A 26,878-nucleotide genomic window follows, 5' to 3' on the forward strand; every position below is an offset into this window, starting at 1 on the left:
TTCCTCCCAACCGAACCGGAGTTTTCCCATGTATCCCACCCGCCGCACCGTTCTGACGGGGCTGACCACCTCTGCCGCTTTGCTGATGGCGCTGCCCGCCATGGCGCAGGAGGTCACGCTGAATGTGCTGTATAACATGCCGGGCTTTACGAAATTCCATCAGCCGCTGGCCGAGGAATTCGAGAAGAACAACCCCGATGTGAAGATCAACTTCCTCGCGCCCGCCGCCAATTACACCGATGGTCAGGCGCAGGTGCTGCGCTCGGCGGTGACCGGCGATCTGCCGGATGTCTATTTCTCGGGCTATAACCTGACCGCCGAGCTGGTCCATACGCTGGAGCCGCGCGGCCAGATCACCGATCTGGGACCGTTCATCGAAGCCGAAGGCGGTCAGGCTTTCCTCGACAAGAACTACTCGCCCAATATGGCAGCCCTTGGCCAGATCGATGGCAAGCAATATGGCCTGCCGGTCAATGCGTCCTCGCCGATCCTCTATATCAACTCCGAACTGGTGAAAGAGGCGGGCGCCGATCCGGCGCATATGCCCGACACCATGCCCGAGCTGATCGCGCTTGGCGCCAAGATCCACCAGATGCACCCCGATATGGCAGGCATGGCCTATGATATCGCGGGCTGGCCGGATGACTGGCTGTGGCAGGCGCTGATCTTTGAACAGGGCGGCAAGCTGGTCGATGAGGAAACCGGCAAAGTGGCTTTTGACAATGAGATCGGCCTGAACGCGCTGAAGATGATCCGCCAGATGGCGGTGGAGGCCAATGCGCCCACCTTCGACTGGGATCAGGCACGCCAACAGTTTGGTGCGGGCAAGACGGGCTTCATGGTCTCGACCCCTGCCCATGTGCAGACCATCGAGGGCCTTGTGGGTGACCGTTTCGATTTGGCCACCTCGACCTTCCCGCTTGATGACAAGGAAAAGGGCGGCGTGCCGACGGGGGGCAATTCCGCGGTGATCCTGACGCAGGACAAAGCCAAGCAGGACGCCGCATGGAACTACCTCAAGTGGATCACCGGCCCCGAGGCGCAGAATGTGATCGTGCGTATCACGGGCTATCTGCCGACCAATAAGAACGCCACCGGCGAGGCCTATCTGGCGCCCTATTACGCCGAGCATCCCAATGTAAAAACCGCCTCGCTTCAGGCCGATAAGTCGCTGCCTTGGGCGGGCTATCCGGGTGGGGACTCGGTCCGTATCTGGCGCACCCAGCGTGACATCATCGGCACCGTGATGCGCGGCGAGGTCTCGCCCGAAGATGGCCTCAAGCAGATCGTCGAGCAGACCAACGCGCTGATGGAATGACCCACATTATGTGGGGGGCTCTGGCCTCCCGCATGACCTTTGAAAGCAGAGCCATGAAGATCATCCAGCTGACCGACACCCATCTGATGCCCGCGGGCCAATTGGCCAACCAGATGGACCCCGAGGCGCAGATGCGCGCAGCCATCGACGATATCCTGACCCGCCACGCGGATGCCGACCTGATGGTGATCACCGGCGATCTGTGCAATCACGGCGACGCGCAAGCTTACGACCTTCTGCGCGAGATCCTTGGGCCTGTGCCCTTCCCCGTGCGGCTGATGCTGGGCAATCATGATGATAGGCCGAATTTCATCGCGGCCTTCCCCGAGCATCCGCTGGACGGAAATGGCTATGTGCAGGGCTGGCAGGACACGGATTTCGGGCGGCTGATCTTTCTGGATACCCATGAGGCGGGCGTGATCGGCGGCATCTTCGGGGCCGACCGGATGGCATTTCTGGATGAGGCGCTGCAAGGCGCGGGGCCATTGCCGCCCACCATTTTCATCCACCACCCGCCGATGGACGACGGCATCGGCCATTTCGCCAAAATCAGCCTGCATGACGAGGGCCGCGTGATGGCGCGGCTGGCCGCCCACCCGCAGGGCATCCGCCATATCGTCTTCGGCCATATCCATATGCAGCTCTCAGGCACCTCGCCCGAGGGCATCGCCTATAGTGCAGGTCAGGCCTGCGCGCATCGCTTCATCACCGAGATCGACCGCCCCGACCCGTGGTGGACCAATGGCCACGCCCATTACCGCGTGATCTTCCTCGACGGGCTGGGCTTTCGGGCCTTCATGGCCGAGGCCGGACAGCTGCCCACGGTGCAGGCCCCCATCTGCGACGGCCCCTGAGCCGCCGCCGCCCGTGCCGCTCTGTGTCCGAAGGCAACGCATCTTCCGGTCAGGGGGCCGTGACGACAGGGGACCTTGACGACAGAGGGCGCGCGGACGGGTATATAGCAACAGGCGCCTTGCGACTGGCGGGAGGTTCGCAACAGGCGCCTTGCGACTGGCGGGAGGTTCGCGACTGGCGCGACCGCAGCCGGGAATGGGCCGGTTCCAGCACGACCACGGCGGCGGATGGAAGGCGGAGGCGGCCCGACAAGGCGAGAAAACGCCTCTCCTGTCAGAATGTTGGCGGTGTACAGGCGCTGATTACGACGCAGGGTTCGGCCCCGACCTGCCGGAAACGGTGCGGCAGACGGCTGTCGAAGTAATAGGCATCCCCCGGCCCGAGCACCTTGCGTTCCTCGCCCACGGTGATCTCGACACGGCCCGAAATGACGATCCCGCCCTCCTCGCCCTCGTGGCCATACATCACACGGCCCGTATCAGCCCCCGGTTCATAGGTCTCTTGCAGGATCATCATCGCGCGGCCAAACAGCGTGCCGCCGATCTGGCGCAGCGACAATTTCCCCTTGCCGATCTCTGTCAGCTCGGCGGATTCATAGAAAATCTGCCGTTCCGCATCGGGCTGGAATTCGAAAAAAGCCGAAAGGCTGATCGGTATCCCGTCAAGGATCTTACGCAAAGCCCCGACCGAGGGGTTCATCTTTCCCGATTCAATCAAGGAGATAGTCGAATTGGGCACCGCCACCTTTTTGGCTAGGGCGCGCTGCGACAACCCCGCACGCTCTCGAATCACGCGCAGCCTGTGGCCAAGCTCCTTATCCTGAGAAGTCGTGTTGTGAGTGTTCACCATTGATCAAACCTTACAAATTCATGACGAGTATACAACACCTTACCCGCAACAAGAAACAGACTTTTTAAGTTTTCAAATCCCGATAGGCTGGGTTCCAATCATTGCTTCTCAACAGGATCACCCTCATGGCAAACGCAGACATCGAATCCCGCCGCAAAGCCGCCCTCGCCCGTGGCGTCGGCGTTCTGACCGACCACTATGCAGTTCGCGCAGAAAACACCGAAATCTGGGATGCCGATGGCAACCGTCTGCTGGATTTCGCCTCCGGTATCGCCGTGCTGAACACCGGCCACCGTCACCCGAAAGTCATCGAGGCCGTCAAGGCGCAGCTGGATGCCTTCACCCATACCTGCCACCAAGTCATCCCCTACGAGAACTATGTGCGTCTGGCAGAGCGCATCAACGCCCTGGCACCGGGCGATTTCGCCAAAAAAACCGTCTTCGTGACGACCGGCGCAGAAGCGCTTGAAAACGCCGTGAAAATTGCACGCGCTCACACCAACCGCTCGGCTGTGATCACCTTCCAAGGCGGCTTCCACGGCCGGACCTTCATGACCATGGCCATGACCGGCAAGGTCGCGCCCTACAAAATCGGCTTCGGTCCGCTGATGGGCGATGTCTTCCACGCGCCCTACCCCTATGAAGCACATGGCGTGTCGATCGATGACAGCATGAATGCCATCGAGAAACTGTTCAAAGCCGATGTCGATCCGGCCCGCGTGGCCGCCATCGTGCTGGAGCCCGTGCAAGGTGAAGGCGGTTTCGTGCCCGCACCGAAAGAATTCGTCAACCGCATCCGTGCCCTTTGCGACAAGCATGGCATCGTGATGATCGCAGACGAAGTCCAAACCGGCTTCGCCCGCACCGGCACCGTCTTCGCGATGGAACAGCATGAATCGGCCGCGGACCTGATCACGATGGCGAAATCGCTGGGTGGCGGCTTCCCGATCGCAGGCGTCGTTGGCCGCGCCGAAATCATGGATGCCGCAGGCCCCGGCGGTCTGGGTGGCACCTATGGCGGCAACCCGCTGGCCATCGCGGCAGCCAATGCCGTGCTGGATGTGATCGCGGAAGAAAAACTCTGCGACCGTGCAAACCTGCTGGGCGACAAGCTGAAAACCAAGCTGGAAGAGCTCAAGACCATCGTGCCGGAACTGACCGAAGTGCGTGGCCCGGGCTTCATGGTTGCCGCAGAATTCATGAATGATGACGGCACCCCCGCAACCGAGCTGACCAACAAGATCCGTCTGGCAGCCCTGGAACGCGGCCTGCTGCTGCTGACCTGTGGCGTCTATGGCAACGTCATCCGCTTCCTCGCGCCGATCACCATTCCGGATGCGCAATTCGACGAAGCCATGACCATCCTGACCGACGCGGTGAAAGCCGTGAAAGGCGCCAAGGAACTGGCCAATGCTTGATCGCGCAGATCTCGCAGCAAAACTGAAGGACGCGTCTCTGCTGGAGACGCGCGCCTATATCAATGGCGAATGGGTGGCTGCGGCCAAGACCTTCACGGTCGACAACCCCTCGACCGGCGAGAAACTGGCCGAAGTACCGGATCTTACCGTCGAGGACACCCAACGCGCGATTGACGCGGCCTTCGCAGCGAAAGCGGCCTGGGCGGCGAAAACCGGCAAAGAGCGTGGCGCGATTCTGCGCAAGCTGTATGACCTGATGGTGGCCAATGCCGATGATCTGGCCACGATCCTGACCGCCGAGATGGGCAAGCCCTGGGCCGAAGCCCGCGGCGAAGTCCTGTACGGGGCCTCCTATGTCGAATGGTTCTCGGAAGAAGCCAAACGTCTTTATGGCGACTTCATTCCGGGCCATGCGACCGATATCCGCATGGTTGTGATCAAGCAGCCGGTGGGCGTTGTGGGGGCGATCACGCCGTGGAACTTCCCCAATGCGATGCTGGCCCGCAAGCTGGCTCCCGCCTTGGCCGCAGGCTGCACGATGGTGGCCCGTCCCTCCGAGTTCACGCCGCTTTCGGCGCTGGCTCTGACGGTGCTGATCGAGCGCGCAGGCGTGCCCGCAGGTGTGTTCAACATCGTCACCGGTCTGGATGCGTCGGGCATCGGCAAAGCCCTGTGCGACAGCCCGAAGGTCGCCAAAATGACCTTCACCGGCTCCACCCGCGTGGGCAAGATCCTGATGCGTCAGGGGGCCGACACGGTCAAGAAGATCTCGCTGGAACTGGGCGGCAATGCGCCGTTCATCGTGTTCGACGATGCCGATCTGGATGCGGCGGTGCAAGGCGCGATGATCGCCAAGTTCCGCAATAACGGTCAGACCTGCGTCTGCGCGAACCGCATCTATGTGCAGGCAGGCGTCTATGATGCTTTCGCCGAAAAGCTGGCCAAGGCGATGGGCGCGCTGACGCTGGGCGATGGCTTCACCGAAGGCACCACCACCGGCCCGCTGATCAACACCGCGGCTCTGGCCAAGGTCGAGGATCACATTGCCGATGCCGTGTCCAAGGGCGCGACCGTTCTGACGGGCGGCAAACGCTCCAATCTGGGCGGCACCTTCCACGAGCCGACGCTGCTGGCAGGGGTGACGCAAGAGATGAAAGTGGCCTCGGAAGAGACCTTCGGTCCTTTGGCACCGCTGGTCAAATTTGACACCGAAGCCGATGCGGTCGCCTTTGCCAATGACACCGAATTCGGTCTGGCGAGCTATTTCTACACCGGCGATCTCAAACGTGCATGGCGCGTGGGCGAGGCGCTGGAAACAGGGATGGTGGGCATCAATACCGGTGCCATCTCCTCGGAAATCGCTCCCTTCGGCGGGATCAAGCAATCCGGTCAGGGGCGCGAAGGCTCCAAATACGGCTGCGATGACTATCTCGAAATCAAGAATCTCTGCTTCGGCGGGATCAAATAATCTCAAAAGCCCCCGGTCATACGGGGGCTTTTTTCTTGGCCCGTCTTCTTGGCCCGTCTTCTTGGCCCGTCTTTGCTGGCTCGTCGCACGCGCCCCCCTGCCGGAAGACAGGCCGGATATGGCAACCAAAGCCGGCATCACATAATAAATTGCATTTTAGCTTCTCTCGCGGATGCAGCAAAAATAGCCCCCCAAAGCTGCATTCTATTCCAAATGCTTAGGGGGAATATGCTGCAATCGGAGGCATTTTGATACACGCGGCGCGGGAAAGAGGACTTTAATATATCGCGCCTAATGCTGACAGCACTCCAATAAAGGTGATCCGCAGATGTCAGCTCCGAAACGCCATGTCTCTTTGAAACAGAAGATCTCGCGCCTGCTTGTTCTCCCGCTTCTCGCCGTGATCCTGCTTTCCGGACTCATGATTTTCGAGCGGATTTCCAGCAGCCAGAAAGCCAGAAACCTGAGCACCCTCATGGAATTCGCGTCCTCCCTGTCCAATCTCGTGCACGAGCAGCAAAAGGAACGGGGCGCGACGAGCGTCTTTCTCAGCAGCGAGGGCAGCCTGTTCAAAGACGAGCTGGCAGCGCAGCGCGGCCAGACGGATCAACGCCTTAAAGCGTTCACACAGATGGGCGACCGCCTCGCCGGCACCTTCACCCCGCGTCTGGCGGCAAGCTATGCCAATCTTCAGGCGCAAATCGCGCAACGTGCGAAGATCCGCGCGCAGGTCGATAGCCTGACACTCCCCATACCCGAAGCGCTTGGCCATTATACAACGATCAATGCGGATGCGATCAACATCATCGGCCAGCTTTCCAAACTGGCGATCAGCGCAGAGCTGGCCAAAAAGCTCGGGGCATTGACCTCTTTCATGGCCACAAAAGAACGCGCCGGCATCGAACGGGCCATTGGTGCGGGCGGCTTTGCCTTGGGCAGCTTCGACATGGCCCGACTGGCCTCGCTTTACAAACTGGTGTCACAGCAGGATATGGGCCTGGAGTTTTTCCGCGATTTTTCTTCTCAGGCACAAGCCGCCGAGCTGGACACGCTGGAACACAGCCCCGAATTCACAGATGTCGCGCGTCTGCGCGACATCGCCTTTGCCTATCCCGAAACCCAAAGCACGCAAGGCGTGACCGCGCAGGAGTTCTTTGATGCCACGACAAAACGTATCGGCATGCTGAAGACCTTCGAGGACGGGATTTCTGCGGATATCATGGCCTCTGCAAAAGAGTTTGTCCGGCATCAAACGGTTCTCTTGGCGCTGAATATCGTGGCGATGTTTGGAGCCTGTGGCATGATCCTGCTTCTCGCACGCCGCATTTCCACAAAAATGGCGCAGGAAGTCGGCCATATCTCGCAACGGGCGACCCAGATGGCAACCGGTCAGATGGATAGCGAGATGCCGAAGACGACCATTCTCGAATTCGGTCGGATCAACGACGCCATCGAAGCCTTCCGTCAAAGCATCCTGCGCGCGCGGCGACAGGAAGAGGCCCATGCCAAAGAGACCCAGATGCGCGAACTCTCGGAGCGGGAGCATGCCGAGCATCTTCTGGAGCAGGAAAAGCTTGCGGCAGAGCAACAGCTTGCCCATGCCGCAGCGAAACAGGCCGAAGATGAAGCGATTGCCGAAGAAATCAACGAGGTTGTCACGGCCTGCGCCAGAGGCGACTTCACCAAGCGCATTCCGCTCCAAGGCAAAACGGGCCTGATGGCCGAACTCTGCAAGGGCCTGAACGAGATCGGCAGCTGCGTCGAACAGGGCATGACCGAGGTCGAAACCTCGATGCGGAGCTTCGCACAGGGCAATTTCACCTATCGCATGCCCGATACGTTGCGCGGCAGCTTCCATCGTGTCGCGCAATCCAGCAATCAGGCCGCCAATGCCCTTTCGATGACCATGCAGACCATCTCCGCGTCCTCGCAGCGCATCGAAAGCTCGACGCAGGAAATCGCGGATGCCTCTGCAGATCTGGCGCGCCGGTCGGAGAAGAATGCCGCCGTTCTGGAAGAGACGACTTCGGCCCTGACAGAGATGTCCGCCTCGGTCACCAGCTCGTCGCGAGCGCTTGACGAGGCCCAGAAGACCATTGGCGATATCAGCGAACGTGCCGAGCGCGGACACCAGATCGTGGTCAATGCAATCGCGGCAATGGACAGTATCGAAAGCTCGTCTGCACAGATCGAACGCGTCTTGCAGGTCATCGACGATATTGCTTTCCAGACCAATCTGCTGGCGCTCAATGCGGGGGTAGAAGCCGCACGCGCGGGGGAGGCGGGACGCGGTTTTGCGGTTGTCGCCTCGGAGGTGCGGGCGTTGGCGCAGCGCTCGGCTGATGCCTCGCAAGAGATCAGCAACATGATTTCGACCTCGGGCACGGATGTCCAGCGCGGCGTCTCCATGGTGAACTCCACCGGATCGGCCTTGGCGGATATCGTCAGCGGTGTACATGACATCCGTAGCCGGATCGAGAGCATCGTGACGGCCACGCGGGAGACGACGATCGGCATCAATGAAATCTCCGGCGCGACCCTGGAACTGGATCAGACCACACAGAAAAATGCCGCCATGTTCGAAGAAACCAATGCCGCCATCGCGACCTTGCGGACGGAAACGGAGGCTCTTGCTGCGGAAATCGGCACCTTCCAGATTGATCCCGGAGATGTCGAGTTTTTCGCCCCGCCCGAACGTCTGGCCAGCTAGGCGCGAAAAAACGCAGTTCCCGCTTTGCACATCGGCTGCGCCTGAGAGAACATCCGGCAACCTTGCGGCACCGCCCTGCGCGCGCCTACATGCAGGGGAAACGGAAGGATCACTCGTATGAAAAAGATCGGCTTTCTCTCTTTCGGACACTGGGCGAACGACCGCGGCTCGCAAGTCCGCTCGGCGTCGGATGTCCTGTTGCAATCCATCGATCTGGCTGTCGCGGCAGAGCAGATGGGGCTGGATGGTGCCTATTTCCGCGTGCACCACTATGCCCGTCAACTGGCCTCTCCCTTTCCGCTTCTGGCGGCGGTCGGTGCCCGCACCACCAGCATCGAGATCGGCACCGGCGTCATCGACATGCGCTATGAAAACCCGCTCTATATGGTCGAAGATGCCGGAAGTGCCGACCTGATCGCGGGCGGCAGGTTGCAACTGGGCATCTCGCGCGGCTCGCCCGAGCAGGTCATTGATGGCTGGCGGCATTTCGGCTATCAGCCCGCCGAAGGCGAGACCCCTGCCGATATGGCGCGCCGTCATACGCAGGTTTTCTTGCAGATGATCGAAGGGGACGGCTTCGCCCAGCCCAATCCCCGCCCGATGTTCCCCAATCCGCCGGGCCTTCTACGGCTGGAACCGCAAAGTCCGGGCTTGCGCAAGCGTATCTGGTGGGGCGCGGGTTCCAATGCCACCGCCGAATGGGCTGCGAAACTGGGGATGAACCTGCAAAGCTCGACGCTCAAGGATGACGAGACGGGCGAGGCCTTCCACATCCAGCAAGCCAAGCAGATCCGCGCCTATCGGGCCGCGTGGAAAGAGGCCGGCCATAGTCATGCGCCACGGGTCTCTGTCTCGCGCTCGATCTTTGCGCTGATGAACGATCAGGACCGGATGTATTTCGGGAACGGCTCGAAAGATCAGGACCAGATCGGCATTATCGACCAGACCCGTTCGGTATTCGGTAGGGGCTATGCGGATGAGCCGGACCGCTTGATTGACCAGCTGCGGCAGGACGAGGCGATTGCCGAAGCCGATACGCTGCTGCTCACCGTGCCCAATATGCTGGGGGTTGATTACAACACCCATGTGCTTGAAAGCCTTCTGACCCATGTCGCGCCCGCATTGGGTTGGCGTTAACCACCTTAAACCGCGCCTTGCCTTGGCGCGGTTTTCTTGCTCTGATCCGGCGAAAATACCACAGCAGGGATCACTATGAGCATCGTCGTCTATCTTCCAAGCCCGAAAACCAGTGCCAAATGGGTGGCGCGGCTGCAAACCGTTCTGCCCGAGGCCGAGGTGGTTTCAGGCCATGAGCCGTTCGACGCGGCGCAGGTGGAATATGCCGCGGTATGGCAACCTGCCCACGGCTTTCTGGCTGGCCTGCCAAACCTGAGGGCGATTGTGTCGCTGGCCGCGGGGGTCGATCATCTTGCCGCAGATCCCGAACTGCCGCGCCAGATCCCTGTCATTCGCACGATCGGGTCGGATCTCACCCAGCGTATGCGCGAATATGTGGCGATGCAGGTGCTCAATCTGCATCGCGGCATGCCCGAAATGCTTGCCAGCGCGCAGCAGGCAAAATGGACACCGATTGTGGCGCCGGTCGCAGGTCAGCGCAAAGTCGGCATTCTCGGCCTTGGCAATCTGGGTGCAGCGGCGGCAGCGCTGCTGGCGCAGATCGGCTTCGAGACCAGAGGTTGGGCCCGCAGCCCCAAGGATATCGCCCAAGTGACGTGCCATCACGGCCCCGAAGGCCTGAAGAGATTCCTGCAAGATTGTGAAATCGTGGTAAATCTTCTGCCACTCACCCCCGAAACCCGCCATATTCTGGACGCTTCGCTGTTTCAGGCCCTGCCAAAGGGGGCCTGTCTGGTGAATTGCGGGCGCGGCGATCACTTGCACGAGGCCGATCTGCTGGCCGCATTGGACAACGGGCAGATTGCCCATGCGATCCTTGATGCCTTCCCTATCGAGCCGCTGCCCGAAGAGCATCCTTTCTGGACGCATCCCAATGTGACGGTCACGCCGCATATCGCCTCGCAGGTCGATCCCGATACAGGCAGCCGGATCATTGCCGAAAATATCCGCCAGTTTGCCAAAGACGGGCGCTGCGGCGATATGGCCGATATGCAGCGCGGTTATTAACTCCCGCTGAGGGAAAACGGGCGCGAAACCCTCGCGCCCGTTTCCTCTGCATTTTCAACATGGCGGAAGCTTCAGAAGCTTAGCATAGCGCCATCGCCCGACGGCGCTCTTTTGCAACGTCAAAACGGTCAAGCATCATCACTTTGTGCCAGGCTTTCACGAAATCGCGCACCAGATAGGCCTCGCCATCATCTGCGGCATAGTATTCGGCCAGTTGGCGCAGCTCGCTATTGGAGCCGAAAACCAGATCGCAACGCGAGGCGGTATAGGATGCCCCCTCTCCCGCACGCGGTCGGATATCGAACATCTCTTCACCGTCCTGCGGGTGCCATGCATAGTCCATCGATACCAGCACACGGAAATAATCATTGGTCAACTGACCCTTCCGCTGGGTAAAGATCCCCGTTTCCGACCCATCATAATTCTGGTCAAGCGCCCGTAGCCCACCGGCCAGTGCCGTCCATTCCGGCGCGGTCAGCGCAAGTTTTGCGGCCTGATCAAGGAAGAGCTGCTCTGCCGGAACCTGATAGCGGATGCCCGGATGCCGGTAATTGCGGAACCCGTCCACCACGGGCAGCAACCAGTCGAAGGTCTCGGCATCGGTCCATTCGTCGCTGGCATCCGTGCGTCCCGCCACGAAGGGCACGCAAATGTCATGCCCCGCCGCCTTGGCCGCAGCTTCAACGGCCGCACAACCTGCCAGAACAATCAGATCGGCCATCGAAACCTTGGCCGCCCCCTTGGCGTCAAAGTCGGACTTTACCTGTTCCAATGCGGACAGCACCCGCGAGAGTTGGGCGGGATTGTTCACCGCCCAATCCTTTTGTGGCGCAAGGCGGATGCGCGCGCCGTTGGCACCTCCGCGTTTGTCGGTATCGCGATAGGTCGAGGCCGAAGCCCATGCCGTAGCAATCAGCTCGCGCAGCGGAAGGCCGGTCGTCAGGCAGGTCTTTTTCAGCTCTGCAATATCGGCCTCGCTGATCGGCGGATACTCTGCCTCGGGCGTCGGGTCCTGCCAGATGAACGTGCCGCCGATCTCCGGCCCGAGCCAGCGCGAGGTCGGCCCCAGATCGCGGTGGATCAGCTTGTGCCACGCCTTCGAGAAGCAATCGGTGAAATAGTCGAAATCCGCCAGAAAGCGCTCGCAGATCTTGCGGTATTCGGGATCGACCTTCAACGCCAGATCCGATGTCATCATCATCAGCGGATTCATCTGGCCCTCGACATGCGCATCGGGCGTTTTCGGCGCGTCGGGGTCTTCGGGGGTCCATTGCACGGCCCCCGCCGGAGATGTCTCCTGCTTCCATTCATATTTGAACAGGTTTTCCAGATAGGAATTGTCCCACATCGTGGGGTCGGGGGTCCAGCTGCCCTCGATCCCGTTGGTCATGGTATATTGCGCAAACCCGAGGCCTTCGGGGTTTTGCCAGCCCAGACCCTGCGCCTGAATCGGCGCCCCTTCCGGCGCAGGACCGATTTCATCGGCGCTAACCATCCCGTGCGATTTCCCGAAAGCATGCCCGCCCGCAATCAGGGCAACGGTCTCTTCGTCATTCATCGCCATGCGGGCAAAGGTCTCGCGGATATCGCGGGCGCTGTCTTGCGCATTCCCGTTGCCATTGGGGCCTTCGGGATCGACATAGATCAGGGCCTGATTGGCGTTGGCCAACGGCGCTTCGAGATCATAATGATCAGACCGGACATCCCCTTCCCAACGCAGGTCACGGGTGACCATCTGGTTCGGATGGCCTTCCAGCGGACCTTGCCCGACCTCCGAAGGACGCTTGCCGTTCCACCCCTCGGGGCCCCAATATGTGGCGCGATCTGCTTCCCACGCATCCACGCGACCAAAGGCAAAGCCTTGGATCGGCAGGCCCATATCCTCCAACGCAAGCGTGCCGGCCAGCATCATCAGGTCGGCCCAGCTCAGTTTTGCCCCATATTTCTGCTTGATCGGCAATAGAAGACGGCGGGATTTATCGGTATTGCCATTGTCCCACCACGAGTTGATCGGCGCGAAACGCTGCATCCCTTCGGCCGAACCGCCACGCCCGTCGGCGATGCGATAGGTGCCCGCCGAGTGCCACGCCATACGCACCATTTGCGGCCCGTAATGCCCGTAATCCGAAGGCCACCAGTCTTTCGAACTATGCAAAAGCGCGCGCAGGTCGGCCTTGAGCGCGGCAATATCCAGATCCTTGATCGCTTCGGCGTAATCATAGTCCGGTCCAAGCGGGTTGGCCTGCACCGGATTCTGATGCAGAAGCTCCACTTTCAGCCGGTTGGGCCACCAGTGATCCAGTTGCGGCTCGGAGCCGATTGCCCCCCCGATACGGGTTCCGCGAAACGGGCAAGCGCCTTGGGTTGCGCCATCATGGTCTTTCATGGGGGGTCTCCTTGCACAGTGACTTGGCCCCGAACCGCACCCGAAACTGCGCCAGAGCCTTTGCTACTGTTCCAACACCCGAAAGCCCGATCAGTTTCATAGAGGGCCGAGGAAATTCACCCTCGCCCCGCGATCCACGCAAATGACGCTACGGCAAAACTGAAAAAGGACGGCCTGCAAGCAGACCGCCCTTCTTCACTGGAGATGCACATCTCCTGATGTGCAGCGTGTGGACCTAAGGCCTTATTGGTCCCGGCCTTGGCCCAAATAGGGAACCGGCAGCGGCGTAACTTCGTGACGGGCATCGCCCGACAGGATGAAGGCCGCGTCTTGTGCGTTGTGGTCACGCAGATCGCTATCCACCGTCACCAGCTCGGCCAGCGTGTATTTGCTCGGGTCAACGCCAAGCTGCGCAGCCAGCTGTGCTTTACCGGCAGACACTTCCTGCGCAGGAGCCGCGACACGATTATCGTGGTTGAGGAAGTAGTTCACGGTGCTGTTGTCGCCGTCGCGGCGGGCCTCGTCGATCGAGGTCAACTCGGCGGTGGTGAAGTCGGCCCCGTTCAGACCAAGCTGTTGCGCCAGTTGGGCATGGCCTGCCCCCTCGGCGGACGCGATCCCTGCACTGGCGGTAAGGGCGACAACTGCGGCAATAACGATATTTTTCATGATCAATCTCCAAGTGATCCGCAAATCGTCAGCACCCTGAATGAAGCGGGCGATCTGCTGTGTTTCTTTCTGAAGACTTATCTAGGAGTGTTCCTCCAAATGTTAAATATACAAAATTAGCACGCTAAGCGTTTATATATGCACATAACGGTTTTCGGGCTTTTTCCCCTGTCGCGCATGAAAACGCGCCCGAGGTTGCCCCCGGGCGCGGCGAAAGCCATCGCATAGGCGTGGATTATTTGGCGTCGGCCATTTGCTTGGGCAGACGGAAGGTCCAGACGGTGCCACCTTGATTGAGGTAGTTCACACGCTTGGCAACCTCACCACCCCAAAGCGGCACGGCGCCCCCCCAGCCGGAAATCACCGAGACATATTGCTCGCCATCCTGCTCCCAGGTGATCGGCTGGCCAACAATGCCCGAGCCGGTCTGGAAGGACCACAGCTTGTCACCGGTCTCGGCGTCGAAGGCCATGAATTCGCCTTCGGGGTTGCCAGTAAAGACAAGGCCACCCGCCGTGGACATCACCCCGCCCCAGAGCGGTGCAGAGTTCTTATATTCCCATTTCACCTCGCCAGTATTCGGGTCCATCGCTTTCAGCGAACCGATATAGCTTTCGAAAAGCGGCTTGATGGTGAAGCCTGCCCCAAGATAGGCCGCGCCTTTCTTGTAGGAAATCGGCTCGTTCCAGATATCCATGCCCCATTCGTTGGAGGGCACATAGAACAGGCCTGTCTGCTGGCTATACGCCATCGGCATCCAGTTCTTGCCCCCAAGGAAACTGGGCACCGAGAAGACCTGCTGGCCCTTGCCATCCTCGGAGGCCGTATCCGGCGCACCAGGGCGATTCTGCTCGTTATAGATCGGGCGACCGGTCTCATCGATCCCGCTGGCCCAAGAGATATCCTTCACGAAAGGATAGGCCGCGACGAATTTGCCGTCTTCGCGGTTGAGGATGTAGAAGAAGCCGTTCCGGTCGGCGGTCGCATAGCGCTTGTTGCCATCCTTATCGACAAAGCCCACGACCTCGTTCACACCGTCGAAATCCCAGCCTTCACGCGGGGTGGACTGGAAGTGCCACTTGATCTCGCCGGTCTTGGGGTCGATGCCGAGGCGGGACGCCGCGTAGAGGTTGTCGCCCTTATTGCCCTCAACCGGGGTGCCCGCATTGCGCAGGTGGCTGTTCCACGGCGCGGGGTTACCGGTGCCGAAGATCAGCGTATCGGTATCGGCATCATAAGAGCCACCCAGCCATGTTGCCCCGCCACCGGTTTTCCACATATCGCCCGGCCAGGTCGCGTTCAGCTCGCCGGTCATGGTCGAGGGTTCGCCATGGAGCGTGCCCATATGGCCTTCGATCACCGGACGGGTCCAGACCAGCTCGCCGGTTTCCGCATCGCGCGCCTGCACCTCGCCCACGATCCCGAATTCACCGCCCGAATTGCCGGTGATGACAAGCCCGTTTACGATCAGCGGCGCGGCGGTATAGCTGTAACCCTCTTTGTAATTGGCGATTTTCTTGTTCCAGACGACATCGCCGGTTTTCCGGTCAAGCGCCACGATCCGCGCATCCAATGTGCCGAAATAGATATTATCGCCATAGATGGCCGCACCGCGATTGATCACGTCACAGCAGGGCAGAATGCCCTCGGGAAGGCGGGCATCATATTGCCACAGCTCTTTTCCGGTATGGATATCAATCGCATAAAGGCGCGAATAGGAGCCGGTGATATACATCACCCCGTCATAGACGATCGGCTGGCTCTCCTGCCCGCGCTGCTTTTCTCCGCCAAGGCTGAACGCCCAAGCCGGAACGAGGTTTTTCACGTTGTCACGGTTCAGCGTTTCCAGCGGGCTGAAACGCTGCAAATTGCGCCCCATCCCGTTGGTGAGCACATCGCCCACCGTCTGCTGATCCGCGCGAAGATCCTCCTCGGTAACCCCTGCTTGAGCGTCTCCCAAAGCCCAGCCGCAGGAAATGGCCAGCACTGCGGCCAAAACGAAACGGTTCATTGCGTAGTCCTCCCTGTCGTCCTGTCCGCACCTCGGAAAAAGAGGGCGGATCAGACATTCCTGAAGTATTGGACAGGGGCACACGGGCGGATATTGTCCATTGGTCTTACTTAGACGTCACGCATGCCCCTGATGAGGGTTACTGACTGTTCAGATAGGTTACGATAAAGTCCTGAACCGTCGGATCGACAATGCCGACATGACGCATTTTCGTGCCCGGAATGAAGGCGTCATTATCTTCCATCCAAGCCCGCAGCGCCCCTGGCGTCCAGACGAAATTCGCCTGTTTCAAAGCGTCGGAATAGGGGTAATCGCCATAGCTTCCCGCCTTGCGCCCCACGACCTTCTCCAGCAGCGGCCCATAGCTTGCCCGATCCGCATCGACCGAATGGCACCGCTGGCAATTCGCCTCGAAGAACTGATGCCCCGCGTCGATCTTGATCCGCTCCGTAGTGTCGGCCTGCGCGACCTGCACGCAAGCGGCTGCCAGTATTGCACTCAGAACAAGGCTTGTTTTCATGACCATTCTCCTACTTTCTACCCGTCTCGAAAGTAGGTCCGCTGCAGGTCGGCACGGTTGATCCATATCAATGGCCGCATACGACTTTGGTCGCGATTCTGGCTGTTATCCCTGTGGCAGATAGCGCGCTTCGTCGGCATCCGGGGTCACCGCGCGCCAATCATAGTGCGCGCCCTGCAGCTCTTGGGCCTGTGGCAGGCCCGCCCGCGCCGCACGGTCGATCATCGCCTGTCCCTGAGCGATGTCGCGCACACCTCCCCGACCGCGCAGCAGATCCAGACCACGGTTGAACTGCCCGACCGGATCGCCCGCCTCAGCCGCGCGCCGGTCCCATTCGGCCGCAGCCGCCGGATCTTCCACGGCGCCCAGACCATTATCCTCCAGCGCACTCATCCACGTCATAGCCCCTGTCCAACCACGCTCGGCACATAGGCCGAAGACCTCGCGCGCCGCAGCATGATCGCCGGATTTCGTCATGAAATAGCCCGAGGCGCAATTCATCATCGTGACCTCGCCCCGCGCGGTATCACGCAGCACACGGTCCAGGCTCATCTCGGGCGGATTGAGATCGCCGCCCGGCTCCTCGGCCAAGGCATCCGCCAGCGCGGGGCAGGCCAGAAACGACCCAAGAAGCAGGGCCAGACAGCCCCTGTGCAAACCTGCCATCATGGTTTCCTCCCTTGACAAAAAACAGGCTAACACGGCGCACCGCCCCCCGGCCCTAGACCTTAGTCCTATTGCATCCGCCCATCCGAGCAGATGCAGTGTCCCCAGGGAGAGAGACATGAAATTTTTAACAACCGTGGCGGTTGCATGGTTGGCATGTGCTTCGGCGCAGGCCGAGGTGCTGCGCCTTGACTGGCTTGAACGTCAGGTCACGCCACCCCCCGTTTTATCCAATCTTGCCGGTGACCCCGATGATCTGGGCATCGCAGGTGCCCGTTTGAGCCTTGAAGACATTACAAAGACAGGCAAATTTCTGGGAATCGACTGGCAGCTTCACGAAACTCGTGTGCCGCCGGACGCACCGTTTCTGACCGCCGCGAAAAAGATTCTGGCCGAGGGGGCACAGATATTGGTGACGCGCGCTCCGGCGGAAGACCTCTTGGCGCTGGCGGATCTGCCCGAGGCGAAGGATGTGCTGATCTTCAATACCAGCGCCGAGGACATGCCGCTTCGTGGCACGCAATGCCGCGCCAATATCCTGCACAGCACCCCTTCCGTCGCAATGCGTACCGATGCGCTGGCGCAGGCACTGGTGGTCAAACGCTGGACGAAGCTGGCGCTTGTCACCGGCCCGCATCCCGAAGACAAAGCCTTTGCCGAAGCGCTCAAGACCAGCTTGGGCAAGTTCGGGCTGGCCCTGGCTGGCGAGAAGGACTGGCCCCTGACCGCTGATATGCGCCGTTCTGCCGCCGCCGAGGTGCCGCTGTTCATGCAGGATCTGCCCGAGCATGACATCCTGCTGGTGGCCGATGAACGCGGCGATTTCGGGCGCTATCTGCCCTATAACACATGGCTGCCGCGTCCGATTGCGGGCTCCGAGGGGTTGCAGCCGCTTGGCTGGGCCGGTGTGGTCGAGCAAAACGGGGCCGCACAGCTACAGGACCGGTTCCGCATGGCCAGCGGTCGCGACATGCGCGCCGCCGATTACGCGGCATGGGTGGCGGTGGCCGCTGTGTCGGATGCCCGCACCCGCTCCGGTGCCGGTGACCCGCGCAGCCTACGCGACTATCTGATCTCCGATAGGGCACGGATCGCGGGCTTTCTGGGCCAGCCGCTTTCCTTCCGCCCGTGGGATGGCCAGATGCGCCAGCCCCTGCCACTGGTCACAGAGCGCGCGGTCATCGCGACCGCCCCCTTCGAGGGGTTTCTCCATCACGCCAACGAGATGGACACCCTTGGCACCGACCGTCCCGAAACCCTCTGCAAAGCTTTTGGAGGCTGAATGCTGCGCATCCTGTTCCTGACGACCGCCCTTGCGGCCAGCCCCGCCCTTGCCGACGAAATCTGGGTGACTAACGAGGCCGATGACACGGTCAGCGTGATCAATGTCCAGACCCTCGAGGTGGTGCGCAGCTATCCTACGGGCGAACGCCCGCGCGGCATCACCTTCTCGCGCGATTTCAAGCGGCTTTACATCTGCGCCTCCGATAGCGACGCCGTACAGGTGATGGACCCCGAAACGGGCAAGATCCTGCATGACCTGCCCTCGGGGGAAGACCCCGAGCAATTCGTGCTCGCCCCCGATAACCGGCTGCTTTACATCGCCAATGAAAACGACGCCGTGACCACCGTCGTCGATACCCAGACCCGCCGTGTGGTGGCCCAGATCGATGTCGGAATCGAACCCGAGGGCATGGGCATCTCGCCCGATGGTAAGGTGCAGGTGACCACATCGGAAACCACCAATATGGCGCATTGGATCGATACCGCGACCCATCAGATCGTCGCCAACTCGCTAGTGGATGCACGCCCGCGCCACGCCGAATTCTCGCCCGACGGGTCCGAGCTGTGGGTCAGCTCGGAAATCGGCGGCACGGTCAGCATCTTCGATACCGCAACCAAGACCGAGAAGGGCAAGATCCGCTTTGCCATTGCGGGTGTGCGCTCGGAAAAACTGCAACCCGTGGGGATGCTGTTCTCGCCCGATAAGACCAAGGTGTTCATCGCCTTGGGCCCCGCCAACCATGTGGCTGTCGTGGATGCGAAAACCTTCGAGGTCGAGCAATATCTGATGGTCGGGCGGCGGGTCTGGCATCTGGCCTATTCCCCCGATGAAACCCTGCTGTTCACCACCAATGGCGTTTCGGGCGATGTAACGGTGATCGATGTCGCCACATTGGAACCGAAAGCCACGATCAAGGTGGGCCGTTTCCCTTGGGGGGCCGCAGCCCGCCCCACCCCTCCCCAGCCGATTGCAGACTGACCCAAGCCTATACAGGAGTTTTCCATGCGTTATTTCCTTTCTGCCCTGGTGATTGCCGCCCTTTCGGCCACCACCGCCTTTGCCGATGCCGATGATGACAACGAGGCCGGTCCGCCCGCGGGTCTGATGGCGGCAGGCAATCGCGACAAACTGCCCGAGGTGATGCTCTCGGTTGGCGAGCCTCTGGGCGGGCCGTGGCATCTGAAATCGGGCCGCTATTACACCGTCGAGATCACCTCGGACGGGTCGGGCGAGATCGGCCTGTCGGGGGCCGATTTCTTTCATGCCGTCTGGATCGACGAGGTCGTGGTCGAAGGGCTGGAAGTCCGCCCCACCGGCCTCAACTCGGTAGAATTCGATGAACCCGGCACAATGAAAATCACCTTTGTGGCGGTCAAGCCGGGAAGCTATGCTTTGTCCATTCCCGGCTCGTCGGGCGAGGATCAGCGGCTTGACATCACCATCGACTAACCCCGCGCTGAAGGTCAGCGGACTCAGCCACCGCTGGGGAACGAAGCTGGCCCTTGACGGGGTCGGCTTTACCCTGCCCGCAGGATGTTTCTGCGCCCTTCTGGGGCCGAACGGAGCGGGGAAATCCACCCTGATGTCGGTGCTGACAGGGCTGATCCGGCCCCGTCCGGGCGTGGTCGAGGTGGCGGGCACGGATATGGGGCGCGCGCCGCGCAGGGCCTTGGCGGGGATCGGCGTCGTTTTCCAGCAACCCACCCATGATCTGGACCGGAGCGTGGCGGCAAATCTGCGCTATTTCGCGGCGCTTCAGGGCCTCAGCCGTAGCGAAAGCGAGACCCGTATCGAAGAGGCGCTCACCCGCCTTGGCATGGCGGAGCGGGCAGGCGAGAAAGTCGGCAAGCTGAACGGGGGCCATAGGCGGCGCATGGAGATTGCCCGCGCGCTGATCCACCGTCCGGGACTGCTGCTGCTGGATGAGCCGACCGTCGGGCTTGACGCCACCGCCCGCGCCGCAATCACCGCCTATGTGCATGACCTGACCTCCAGCGGCATTACGGTGCTCTGGGCCACCCATCTGGTGGACGAATTGCGCGATACGGATACGATGGTGCTCCTGCATCGCGGGCAGGTTGCGGCAGAGGGGCAGGTGGGCCGCCTCAGGGGTGGGGTGCCGCTGGCCGACTGGTTCCTGAGCCGCACCGGAGCCCTCCAATGAGCGCGCTGCGCGCCGCGGCGGCGATCATGACGCGCGAGCTTGCCCGCTTTCTGACCCAGCGCGAGAGGTTCTTTGCCGCTCTGGTCCGGCCTCTGGTCTGGCTGGTCGTCTTCGCGGCAGGCTTTCGCGCGGCTCTGGGCATGTCGATCATTCCGCCCTACCGCACCTATATCACCTACGAGACCTATATCGCGCCGGGCCTCTGCGGGATGATCTTGCTGTTTTCGGCCATGCAAAGCTCGCTCAGCCTTGTCAATGACCGCGAAAGCGGCACCATGCGGCTGATGCTGACCGCCCCTTGGCCGCGCTGGTTCCTGCTGGGCGCGAAGCTGGTAGCGGGGGCCCTGGTGGGTCTGGTCCAGGTTGCGGCCTTTCTGGCCATTGCCTATCTCTATGGTATCCACCTGCCACCGCTCGGATATCTGGCCGCGCTGCCTGCGCTGGTGCTTGCAGGATTGATGCTGGGGGCGCTCGGGCTGTTTTTGTCCGCCCGCATCCGCCAGCTGGAAAATTTCGCAGGGGTGATGAATTTCGTGATCTTCCCGATGTTCTTCCTGTCCTCCGCCCTCTATCCGGTGTGGAAGATGCAGGAGGCCTCGCCGGTTCTGGCCACCATCTGCCGGCTGAACCCCTTCACCCATGCCGTCGAGCTGATCCGCTTCGCGCTTTACGGCCAGTTCGCGGCCATGTCCTTCGGGGTCGTGGCAGGGGCCGCCGCCGTGTTTTTCGCATTGGCACTCTGGGGATTCGAACCGGCCAGAACCCGCCCGCCCAAAGCGCGCTAGGCCCTGCGTCCCGTCGGGTCAAGCCCTTTGGGACGCGCCGTTTTTAAGGGCCGGTTTACATATTAGACCATTGGACAATACGCGCCGATGCCGCTCTCGGGCAGGATAAGGTGAAACGCGACGAAGGTCGGATGGAGGAGCCGTCCCTTGTCTCGTTATCTGCTGACGAGCAGCCATCAAGAGGGAGAGAGAAATGCTTGATAGCCGGACCCGCCGCAGCCTTGCGGCAATCGTCTTTGCCGGAATTCTGACGCCTGTGCAGCTGTTTGCGCATGGCGATGTGGCACCGCAACCGATCAATACCGACGCCCTGCCCGATGTGGGAGAAGAATGGCTGACCGAGAACCCCTATCGCGCCGACGCCGCGGGCGAAGAGGTCTGGCGCGCCGCTGTGCGGATCGGGGATTCCGGTTTCAACCAGAACTGCGCACGTTGCCACGGGCTTGGGGCGGTGTCGGGCGGTCTTGCCCCGGATCTGCGTTTCCTTGAGGCCGAGGAATATGGCGATGAATGGTTCGTCGAGCGGTTCCAGCACGGCTATACGCAAGACGGCACCACCAAGATGCCCGCGTTCGGCGAAGTGCTGGGCCAGAAAGCCGGATGGGCGATCCGCACCTATATCGAGACCCGCCCCGAGGATGACGCGCTGGAACCCTATTCCGACCGGCTGCACAAGATCCGCGATGACCTGATGGCCGGCAAGGCCGATGCAGGCCCCGTGCACGAGGAACTGGTCGAGATCGCCAGCAAGGTGCAGACCTTCTCGGGCGCACCGGTGGCCGATAGTGCTGTCAGCCGTGCGGCAGAAGCCCTGACCGACGATCCGGCCAGCCAGAAACACGCGGCCGAACTGCTGACCATCGGCCTTTCGGCGGCGCAATGACGATGCGGGGGCGGAGCCTGATGATCGCCTTGGCGCTGGCGGCATGGCCGCTGGCGTCATATGCGGCCTGCGAGGGCGTCGCCCCCGAACAGAAGCTGCAAAACACCTTCGCCCGCGATATCGGGCGCGATCTGGACCGGATTCGGGAGGATGGCTGGATCGAGGTCGCGATGTACGAGGATTTCGCGCCGTGGTCTTGGGAAGACGGCGGCAAGCCGCAGGGAATCGATGTGGAGATCGCGCAGCTGATCGCGCAGGAACTGGGCGTGACAGCGCGCATCCGCATGGTGACCCCCGGCGAGACGCTGGATGCGGATCTGCTGAACTATGTCTATCGCGGGGCGGTTGTGGGTGGCCATGTCTCGGACCTGATGCTGCATGCGCCCTATGATGTCGCTTATGCCTGCCGCTTCGATCAGGTGGTCTTCACGGGTCAATATGCCGTGGACCGTCTGGCGATCGCCTATAAGCCCGCCGATTACCCCGACAAAGGCCCGACGCCGCCGGTCTTCCGCTATGATCCGGTGGGGGTGGAAAATGACTCGATCTCCGACTTTTTCCTGACCTCGGTGGCGCATGGGGCCACAGCGGATAAGGTGCACCGCTACCCCTCGACCCAAGCCGCGATGAGGGGGCTCGAGGCGGGCGAGGTGATGGCCGTCATGGGACCGCGCGCCGAGATAGACGCCGCTTTGCAACCCGACGAAGCCGTGCACGAACCGCCGCTTCTGGGCCTTGCGCGCAATAGCTGGACCTTGGGGGCCGCGCTGTCGATGCAGCACCGCCCGCTGGCCTATGCGGTGGATGATGCGATTGCGGCGGGGCTGGAGGATGGGCGGATCGCGACCATCTTCAAATCTTACGGGGCCGATTTCCGCCCGCCAGAACGCTAGACCCTAAACGTCTCAAGGTTCCCGTCCATATCCACCAGAGAGACCGCGCGCAGGCCAAGCCCCTTGGCCGCGCGCGATATCGCGTGACGGTCCATCAGCACGAAGGCCGTCGAGGCCGCATCGCAGATCATCGCGCTCGGGCCTTCCACACTGACCGTCGACCAATGTGGTTTCTGCCCCGCCGGACCAAGGATATGACTGCCCCCCGCCAGCCAGAGCGCCGCAGGCGACGAGGTCGCGATTGCGCCAAGGCTCAGGCTGCGCTGTCCGAGACGTCCGGCCTGCGGATCTTCCAGCCCGATATGGAACGGCCCGCCCAAGGCGCGGAATTCCCCCATATCCACCAGACACCGGCCCAGACCGGCCTGCGCGCACAGCTCGGCCACGCGGTCGGCGGCATAGCCCTGCACGATGCCGTTCAATGTCAGCGCCTGTGCAGGGCCAAGGCGCACATGCGCGCCCATCCGCAGCTGGTCAAAGCCGATCAGCGCGCGGGCCACCACAGGGTCGCCCCCCTCGGCCAATGCGCGCCAGAGCGGCTGGATACTGGGGTCAAAGGCGCCCTGCGTCTGTGCATGCACCTGTCGGGCGGCATGAAGGACGGTGCGCAGCCGCGCCGATCCCGCGACCCTGCCGCGCTGGTTCAGCTCTTGCAGCTCGCTCGGTCGAAAAAGCGAAAACACCGCCTCGATCTGCGCAATCTCCTCGCGGATGCGGGCCAGAGGCAGAGCGCCTGCCGCCGTGATCTGCAGATCCGCCCCGAAGGCCCGCCCCTGCCATGTCTGCGCCTGCACGGCCCCGCCGCAAAGCGCCATGCCCGCCACGATCCGAAGAAACCGCCGCCGCTTCATGAAGGCCTCCTTGCGCGTTTCGCCTCTAGCACCAGTGGCACACAGAGCGTCGGGTCGTCATGGATTTTGACGCAGTCAAGACATTGGAAACATTCCGAATAGCGGATCTTGCCTTGCGGGCTGATCGCACCATAGGCACAGCGCACGCGGCAAAGCTGACAGGGGCTGCCGCATTCGGGCCTGCGCGGGATCCATTGCCGCAGGCGCAAAAGCCCGCCGATCCGCATCATGGCCCCCAGAGGGCAAAGCGAACGGCAGAAGCCTTTGAACCAGACCATCGACACCAGAAGCCACCCCGCAGCCCAAAGCGCATAGGGCCAAGGACGCGCGAAATGCATGGTGATCGCCGTCTTGAACGGTTCGATCTCGGCTATGGTCTCGGCATGCTGGGGGGCCACGAAAGCCGTGGCAAGCAGCCCCGCAAGGGCGACAGGACCGCTCCAGAGAAGGGCGCGGGCAAGGCTGGGGGGCGGCTCTATGCGGGGCAGATGCAACAGGCGGCCCAGATGGTGCGCAAATTCCTGCAAGGCACCAAAGGGGCAAAGCCAGCCACAGAAAAACCCCCGCCCCCAGAGCACGAAGCCCGCCCCTGCTGCCGCCCAGACCAGCAGCCCGAACGGATCATAGAGCAGCACCTCAAGCCCGCCCGCCACCAGCCCGCGCGCCACCGCCATGACCGTCACGATCGAAAGCTGCCCCTGCCCCCAGAACCCCACGAACCCGACCACAAATGCCAGTATCGCCAGACGCACGGGCGTATAGGCCCGCAGCCCCGCAAGGCGCGACTGTGCCAGAAGCGCCGCCATCAGCAGCGCCAGAAATCCGGCCAGCAGCCACAGATCGGGGGCGCGGTTGCGCAGGGCCTCGGCAAAGGGGCTCAGCCGTTCGGGCGGGGAGGGACGCAGGAAGAACCGCTCGGGCGTCTGCAGGCCCAGCGGAAAATGCACCGACCCCGCCTCGGGCATCAGCATCCCGTGCAGACGGATGGCCTGCAGGCTCAGCTCCCACGGGCGGGTCGGGTCAAAGCCCAGACGGCGGTCCAGACGCAGCACCATTTTTGTCGCGTCCTGCAAAGAGGCCGGCAGATCCTCGGCCAGTTCGGGCAGGATATCGGCATCACGTAACGCCAAGGGCAGCCCGTCCTGCATGGCCGTCATCCGGTCGGGCGCGGTATTGCGCACGAAATCGGGCGAGACCAGCCCGTGCTGTCCGGCCTCGATCAGCAGATACAACTCGTCGTCGGGGGCGCGGGCGCGCACGTCGGCGATCTCGTCCAGACTGTCCTGTGCCAGCACCGCACGCGCCAGCGCGGGCGGACCAAGGTCGATAACATAGAGGTCGATATAGGGGCGCGCTGGGTCCAGATCGCCGCCATCATCGGCCCATTTCGTCCCCTTGAAGGCTGCATCCAGCGCCGGTTCCGCCACGCGCAGCCGCCCGACGAGCCCCTGCTCCATCAGGCTGCGCCACTCCAGCGGCTCGTCATGCGCCAGATCGGGTTCGGGCGCAGGCCCTGCCCCCACGCCTTGCATCTTTTCACGTGCCACCGCCAACGTGGCGGCAAGGATGGATTCATGCGCGATCCGGACCGAGGCCGTGGCTTTGGTCACCCCGTCCAGATAGACATTATCGGAGGCCGCGCCCCCCGCGCCATAGGGCGTGCCGACAACCAGCGGCTCGTTGATCGAGTGACCGCGATACTGTTCCAGAAAGGCACGAAACGGGGCCTCGCCAAGGCCCGAGACAAAGATCGGCTCGTTCTGCGCGATCAGCCGGACATTCAGAAACCGCCCTTCAAGGTCGAGCATCACCAGCATATTGATCGGTGCGCCGGAGAATCCCGGCAAAGGCGCAAGCGGTGCGGTCTCGAAAACATATCCGGCCTCGCCGCCGCCGGAATTCCGCAAGGACCAGACGCCGCGATCATTGACCGCCTCGCCCAGTTCGTAGGGCGCAAGGACCATCGGGGCCAGATCCGCACGGGTCAACGGTGCCGCATAAAGCGGCCCCGCCAGAAAGAAGAGAAAGATCAGAGCACGCCACATAGGCAAACTGTGACCCTGCTCAGAGCCATTGGATATAGGACTTTGGTGGTGTTAGCGCCCTAAATCCCCCCCGCCCCCGAGACATAGGCCGCAGGGGCGGGGCGAGCTTTAGCCGTAGAACTCGGGGGCCTGTTTGAAGTTAGCCCATGCATCGGGGTCATGCCCCGTAACCACGGTCGCGCCGGTCTTCTCGGCCAGCACCCGCAGCTTCTTGACCGAACGCACGGCATCCACCGTCGAGGCAAGGAAACCCGGCAACGAGCGCTCTTCCCAGTGGTCGGTCGTATAGGCGGCATCGACGGTCAGCAGCATCGGCCCCGAATGCGGCAGGGTCACAAGGAAGGACATGTGCCCCGGTGCATGGCCCGGCGTGAAGACGGTCTTCAGAACGCCATCGCCATAGATGTCGTAATGGTCATCCGCCGTGCCTTCGAGGAACTGCCAATCAAGCCCGGGCTTGTCGAAGTCCTTGCGGATATAGCCGCCCGCCGCGAACCAGTCCGGCGTATAGGCATATTCATACTCGGACCGCTGCACGATATGGGTGGCATTGGGGAAGCGACCAATGGCACCGGTATGGTCGAGATGCAGATGCGACTGCAGGACGTATTTCACATCCTCGGGCTTTACACCGATCTTTTCCAGCTGGGCAACGCAGCCCTCTTGCGCTGTCATCTCGGGCCAGTAGACATCACAGATCCCGCCCCAGTGACCGCGCGGATCGGTGGCACATTCCACCGCATTCCCGCCATCAATGATCGTATGCCCCTTGGGATGGGTGATCAGGAAGAACGGCACCGGAATGGCATAATCCGCCCCCGCGCCCTCGTTCATCTTGATGTTATGGACCTTGCATTTCAGAGACCCGCTCTGGAACATGTAAAGACGAATATCATCGGTCATTCTAAGACCCCCTTGATAGAAATGGCCGTTACCCTCCCCCGCAAGCGGGGGCTT

23 protein-coding genes are annotated in these 26,878 nt (G+C 61.7%); 14 read left to right on the forward strand and 9 right to left on the reverse strand.

What is annotated here, in order from left to right:
* Positions 1-28: 28 nt before the first annotated feature.
* Both AC2ISB_RS14520 and AC2ISB_RS14525 read left to right on the forward strand, forming a co-directional pair.
* Positions 29-1,318, forward strand: coding sequence for an ABC transporter substrate-binding protein (locus AC2ISB_RS14520; protein ID WP_486577015.1), 1,290 nt, complete (start codon positions 29-31; stop codon positions 1,316-1,318).
* The gene (locus AC2ISB_RS14525; protein ID WP_486577016.1) at positions 1,315-2,172 is read left to right on the forward strand and encodes a phosphodiesterase; all 858 of its coding nucleotides are present in this window, start codon (positions 1,315-1,317) and stop codon (positions 2,170-2,172) included. The genes AC2ISB_RS14520 and AC2ISB_RS14525 overlap by 4 nt, the downstream gene beginning before the upstream one ends.
* Positions 2,173-2,446: 274 nt before the next feature.
* Here the strand turns inward: AC2ISB_RS14525 and AC2ISB_RS14530 are convergent, their stop codons facing one another.
* Positions 2,447-3,022 carry a cupin domain-containing protein gene (locus tag AC2ISB_RS14530; protein WP_330629415.1) on the reverse strand — a complete coding sequence of 192 codons (576 nt, stop codon included), beginning with the start codon at positions 3,020-3,022 and terminating at the stop codon, positions 2,447-2,449.
* Between the two features lie 125 nt (positions 3,023-3,147).
* Here AC2ISB_RS14530 and AC2ISB_RS14535 point away from each other — a divergent pair, with 125 nt between their 5' ends.
* From AC2ISB_RS14535 to AC2ISB_RS14555, 5 genes are all read left to right on the forward strand, one after another.
* Positions 3,148-4,440, forward strand: a complete 1,293-nt coding sequence (locus AC2ISB_RS14535) for a 4-aminobutyrate--2-oxoglutarate transaminase (RefSeq protein WP_330629416.1) — start codon at positions 3,148-3,150, stop codon at positions 4,438-4,440.
* Positions 4,433-5,908 carry an NAD-dependent succinate-semialdehyde dehydrogenase gene (locus AC2ISB_RS14540; protein ID WP_330629417.1) on the forward strand — a complete coding sequence of 492 codons (1,476 nt, stop codon included), beginning with the start codon at positions 4,433-4,435 and terminating at the stop codon, positions 5,906-5,908. Before AC2ISB_RS14535 ends, AC2ISB_RS14540 begins: the two co-directional genes overlap by 8 nt.
* Positions 5,909-6,236: 328 nt before the next feature.
* The gene (locus tag AC2ISB_RS14545; RefSeq protein ID WP_486577018.1) at positions 6,237-8,618 is read left to right on the forward strand and encodes a methyl-accepting chemotaxis protein; all 2,382 of its coding nucleotides are present in this window, start codon (positions 6,237-6,239) and stop codon (positions 8,616-8,618) included.
* 117 nt (positions 8,619-8,735) lie between these two features.
* A complete protein-coding gene (locus AC2ISB_RS14550) occupies positions 8,736-9,755 on the forward strand; it encodes an LLM class flavin-dependent oxidoreductase (RefSeq protein ID WP_486577019.1) in 1,020 nt (339 codons plus the stop codon).
* A 75-nt stretch (positions 9,756-9,830) separates the two neighbouring features.
* On the forward strand, positions 9,831-10,763 hold the full coding sequence (locus tag AC2ISB_RS14555; protein ID WP_486577020.1) for a 2-hydroxyacid dehydrogenase: 933 nt from the start codon (positions 9,831-9,833) through the stop codon (positions 10,761-10,763).
* 79 nt (positions 10,764-10,842) lie between these two features.
* Here AC2ISB_RS14555 and katG read toward each other — a convergent pair whose 3' ends face one another.
* The 5 genes from katG to AC2ISB_RS14580 all read right to left on the reverse strand — a co-directional run bounded on the left by katG (position 10,843) and on the right by AC2ISB_RS14580 (position 17,018).
* Complete coding sequence (katG, locus tag AC2ISB_RS14560; protein WP_486577021.1) at positions 10,843-13,149, reverse strand: catalase/peroxidase HPI; 2,307 nt, start codon at positions 13,147-13,149, stop codon at positions 10,843-10,845.
* Positions 13,150-13,392: 243 nt separating this feature from the next.
* Complete coding sequence (locus AC2ISB_RS14565; RefSeq protein WP_330629424.1) at positions 13,393-13,818, reverse strand: hypothetical protein; 426 nt, start codon at positions 13,816-13,818, stop codon at positions 13,393-13,395.
* A gap of 235 nt (positions 13,819-14,053) precedes the next feature.
* Complete coding sequence (locus AC2ISB_RS14570; RefSeq protein WP_486577022.1) at positions 14,054-15,829, reverse strand: PQQ-dependent methanol/ethanol family dehydrogenase; 1,776 nt, start codon at positions 15,827-15,829, stop codon at positions 14,054-14,056.
* 139 nt (positions 15,830-15,968) lie between these two features.
* Entirely contained in the window at positions 15,969-16,349 is a 381-nt protein-coding gene (locus AC2ISB_RS14575; RefSeq protein WP_339109939.1) for a c-type cytochrome, read from the reverse strand.
* A 105-nt stretch (positions 16,350-16,454) separates the two neighbouring features.
* Positions 16,455-17,018 carry a tetratricopeptide repeat protein gene (locus AC2ISB_RS14580; RefSeq protein WP_330629429.1) on the reverse strand — a complete coding sequence of 188 codons (564 nt, stop codon included), beginning with the start codon at positions 17,016-17,018 and terminating at the stop codon, positions 16,455-16,457.
* Positions 17,019-17,133: 115 nt separating this feature from the next.
* On the opposite strand from AC2ISB_RS14580, the gene AC2ISB_RS14585 reads away from it, so the two are divergent.
* The 7 genes from AC2ISB_RS14585 (at position 17,134) to AC2ISB_RS14615 (ending at position 23,025) form a co-directional block, all read left to right on the forward strand.
* Entirely contained in the window at positions 17,134-18,297 is a 1,164-nt protein-coding gene (locus AC2ISB_RS14585; protein ID WP_486577024.1) for an ABC transporter substrate-binding protein, read from the forward strand.
* Positions 18,298-19,278, forward strand: a complete 981-nt coding sequence (locus AC2ISB_RS14590) for a YVTN family beta-propeller repeat protein (protein WP_486577025.1) — start codon at positions 18,298-18,300, stop codon at positions 19,276-19,278.
* 24 nt (positions 19,279-19,302) lie between these two features.
* On the forward strand, positions 19,303-19,749 hold the full coding sequence (locus AC2ISB_RS14595) for a cupredoxin domain-containing protein (protein ID WP_341486120.1): 447 nt from the start codon (positions 19,303-19,305) through the stop codon (positions 19,747-19,749).
* Positions 19,730-20,464, forward strand: coding sequence for an ABC transporter ATP-binding protein (locus AC2ISB_RS14600; protein WP_486577026.1), 735 nt, complete (start codon positions 19,730-19,732; stop codon positions 20,462-20,464). Before AC2ISB_RS14595 ends, AC2ISB_RS14600 begins: the two co-directional genes overlap by 20 nt.
* On the forward strand, positions 20,461-21,249 hold the full coding sequence (locus tag AC2ISB_RS14605; protein WP_339109942.1) for an ABC transporter permease: 789 nt from the start codon (positions 20,461-20,463) through the stop codon (positions 21,247-21,249). The genes AC2ISB_RS14600 and AC2ISB_RS14605 overlap by 4 nt, the downstream gene beginning before the upstream one ends.
* Positions 21,250-21,442: 193 nt before the next feature.
* Positions 21,443-22,132 carry a cytochrome c-550 PedF gene (pedF, locus tag AC2ISB_RS14610; RefSeq protein WP_330629435.1) on the forward strand — a complete coding sequence of 230 codons (690 nt, stop codon included), beginning with the start codon at positions 21,443-21,445 and terminating at the stop codon, positions 22,130-22,132.
* Positions 22,133-22,152: 20 nt separating this feature from the next.
* Positions 22,153-23,025, forward strand: a complete 873-nt coding sequence (locus tag AC2ISB_RS14615; RefSeq protein WP_339109943.1) for a substrate-binding periplasmic protein — start codon at positions 22,153-22,155, stop codon at positions 23,023-23,025.
* On the opposite strand, the gene AC2ISB_RS14620 is transcribed toward AC2ISB_RS14615, so the two are convergent.
* The 3 genes from AC2ISB_RS14620 to attM form a co-directional block, all read right to left on the reverse strand.
* Positions 23,022-23,876 carry an FAD:protein FMN transferase gene (locus tag AC2ISB_RS14620; RefSeq protein ID WP_486577027.1) on the reverse strand — a complete coding sequence of 285 codons (855 nt, stop codon included), beginning with the start codon at positions 23,874-23,876 and terminating at the stop codon, positions 23,022-23,024. The genes AC2ISB_RS14615 and AC2ISB_RS14620 overlap by 4 nt on opposite strands.
* The gene (locus AC2ISB_RS14625) at positions 23,873-25,921 is read right to left on the reverse strand and encodes a 4Fe-4S binding protein (RefSeq protein WP_486577028.1); all 2,049 of its coding nucleotides are present in this window, start codon (positions 25,919-25,921) and stop codon (positions 23,873-23,875) included. Before AC2ISB_RS14625 ends, AC2ISB_RS14620 begins: the two co-directional genes overlap by 4 nt.
* A 108-nt stretch (positions 25,922-26,029) precedes the next feature.
* Positions 26,030-26,824 carry an AttM family quorum-quenching N-acyl homoserine lactonase gene (gene attM / locus AC2ISB_RS14630; protein WP_330629438.1) on the reverse strand — a complete coding sequence of 265 codons (795 nt, stop codon included), beginning with the start codon at positions 26,822-26,824 and terminating at the stop codon, positions 26,030-26,032.
* Between the last annotated feature and the right edge of the window lie 54 nt (positions 26,825-26,878).

This window comes from Thioclava sp. NS-SX20 (assembly GCF_057380695.1).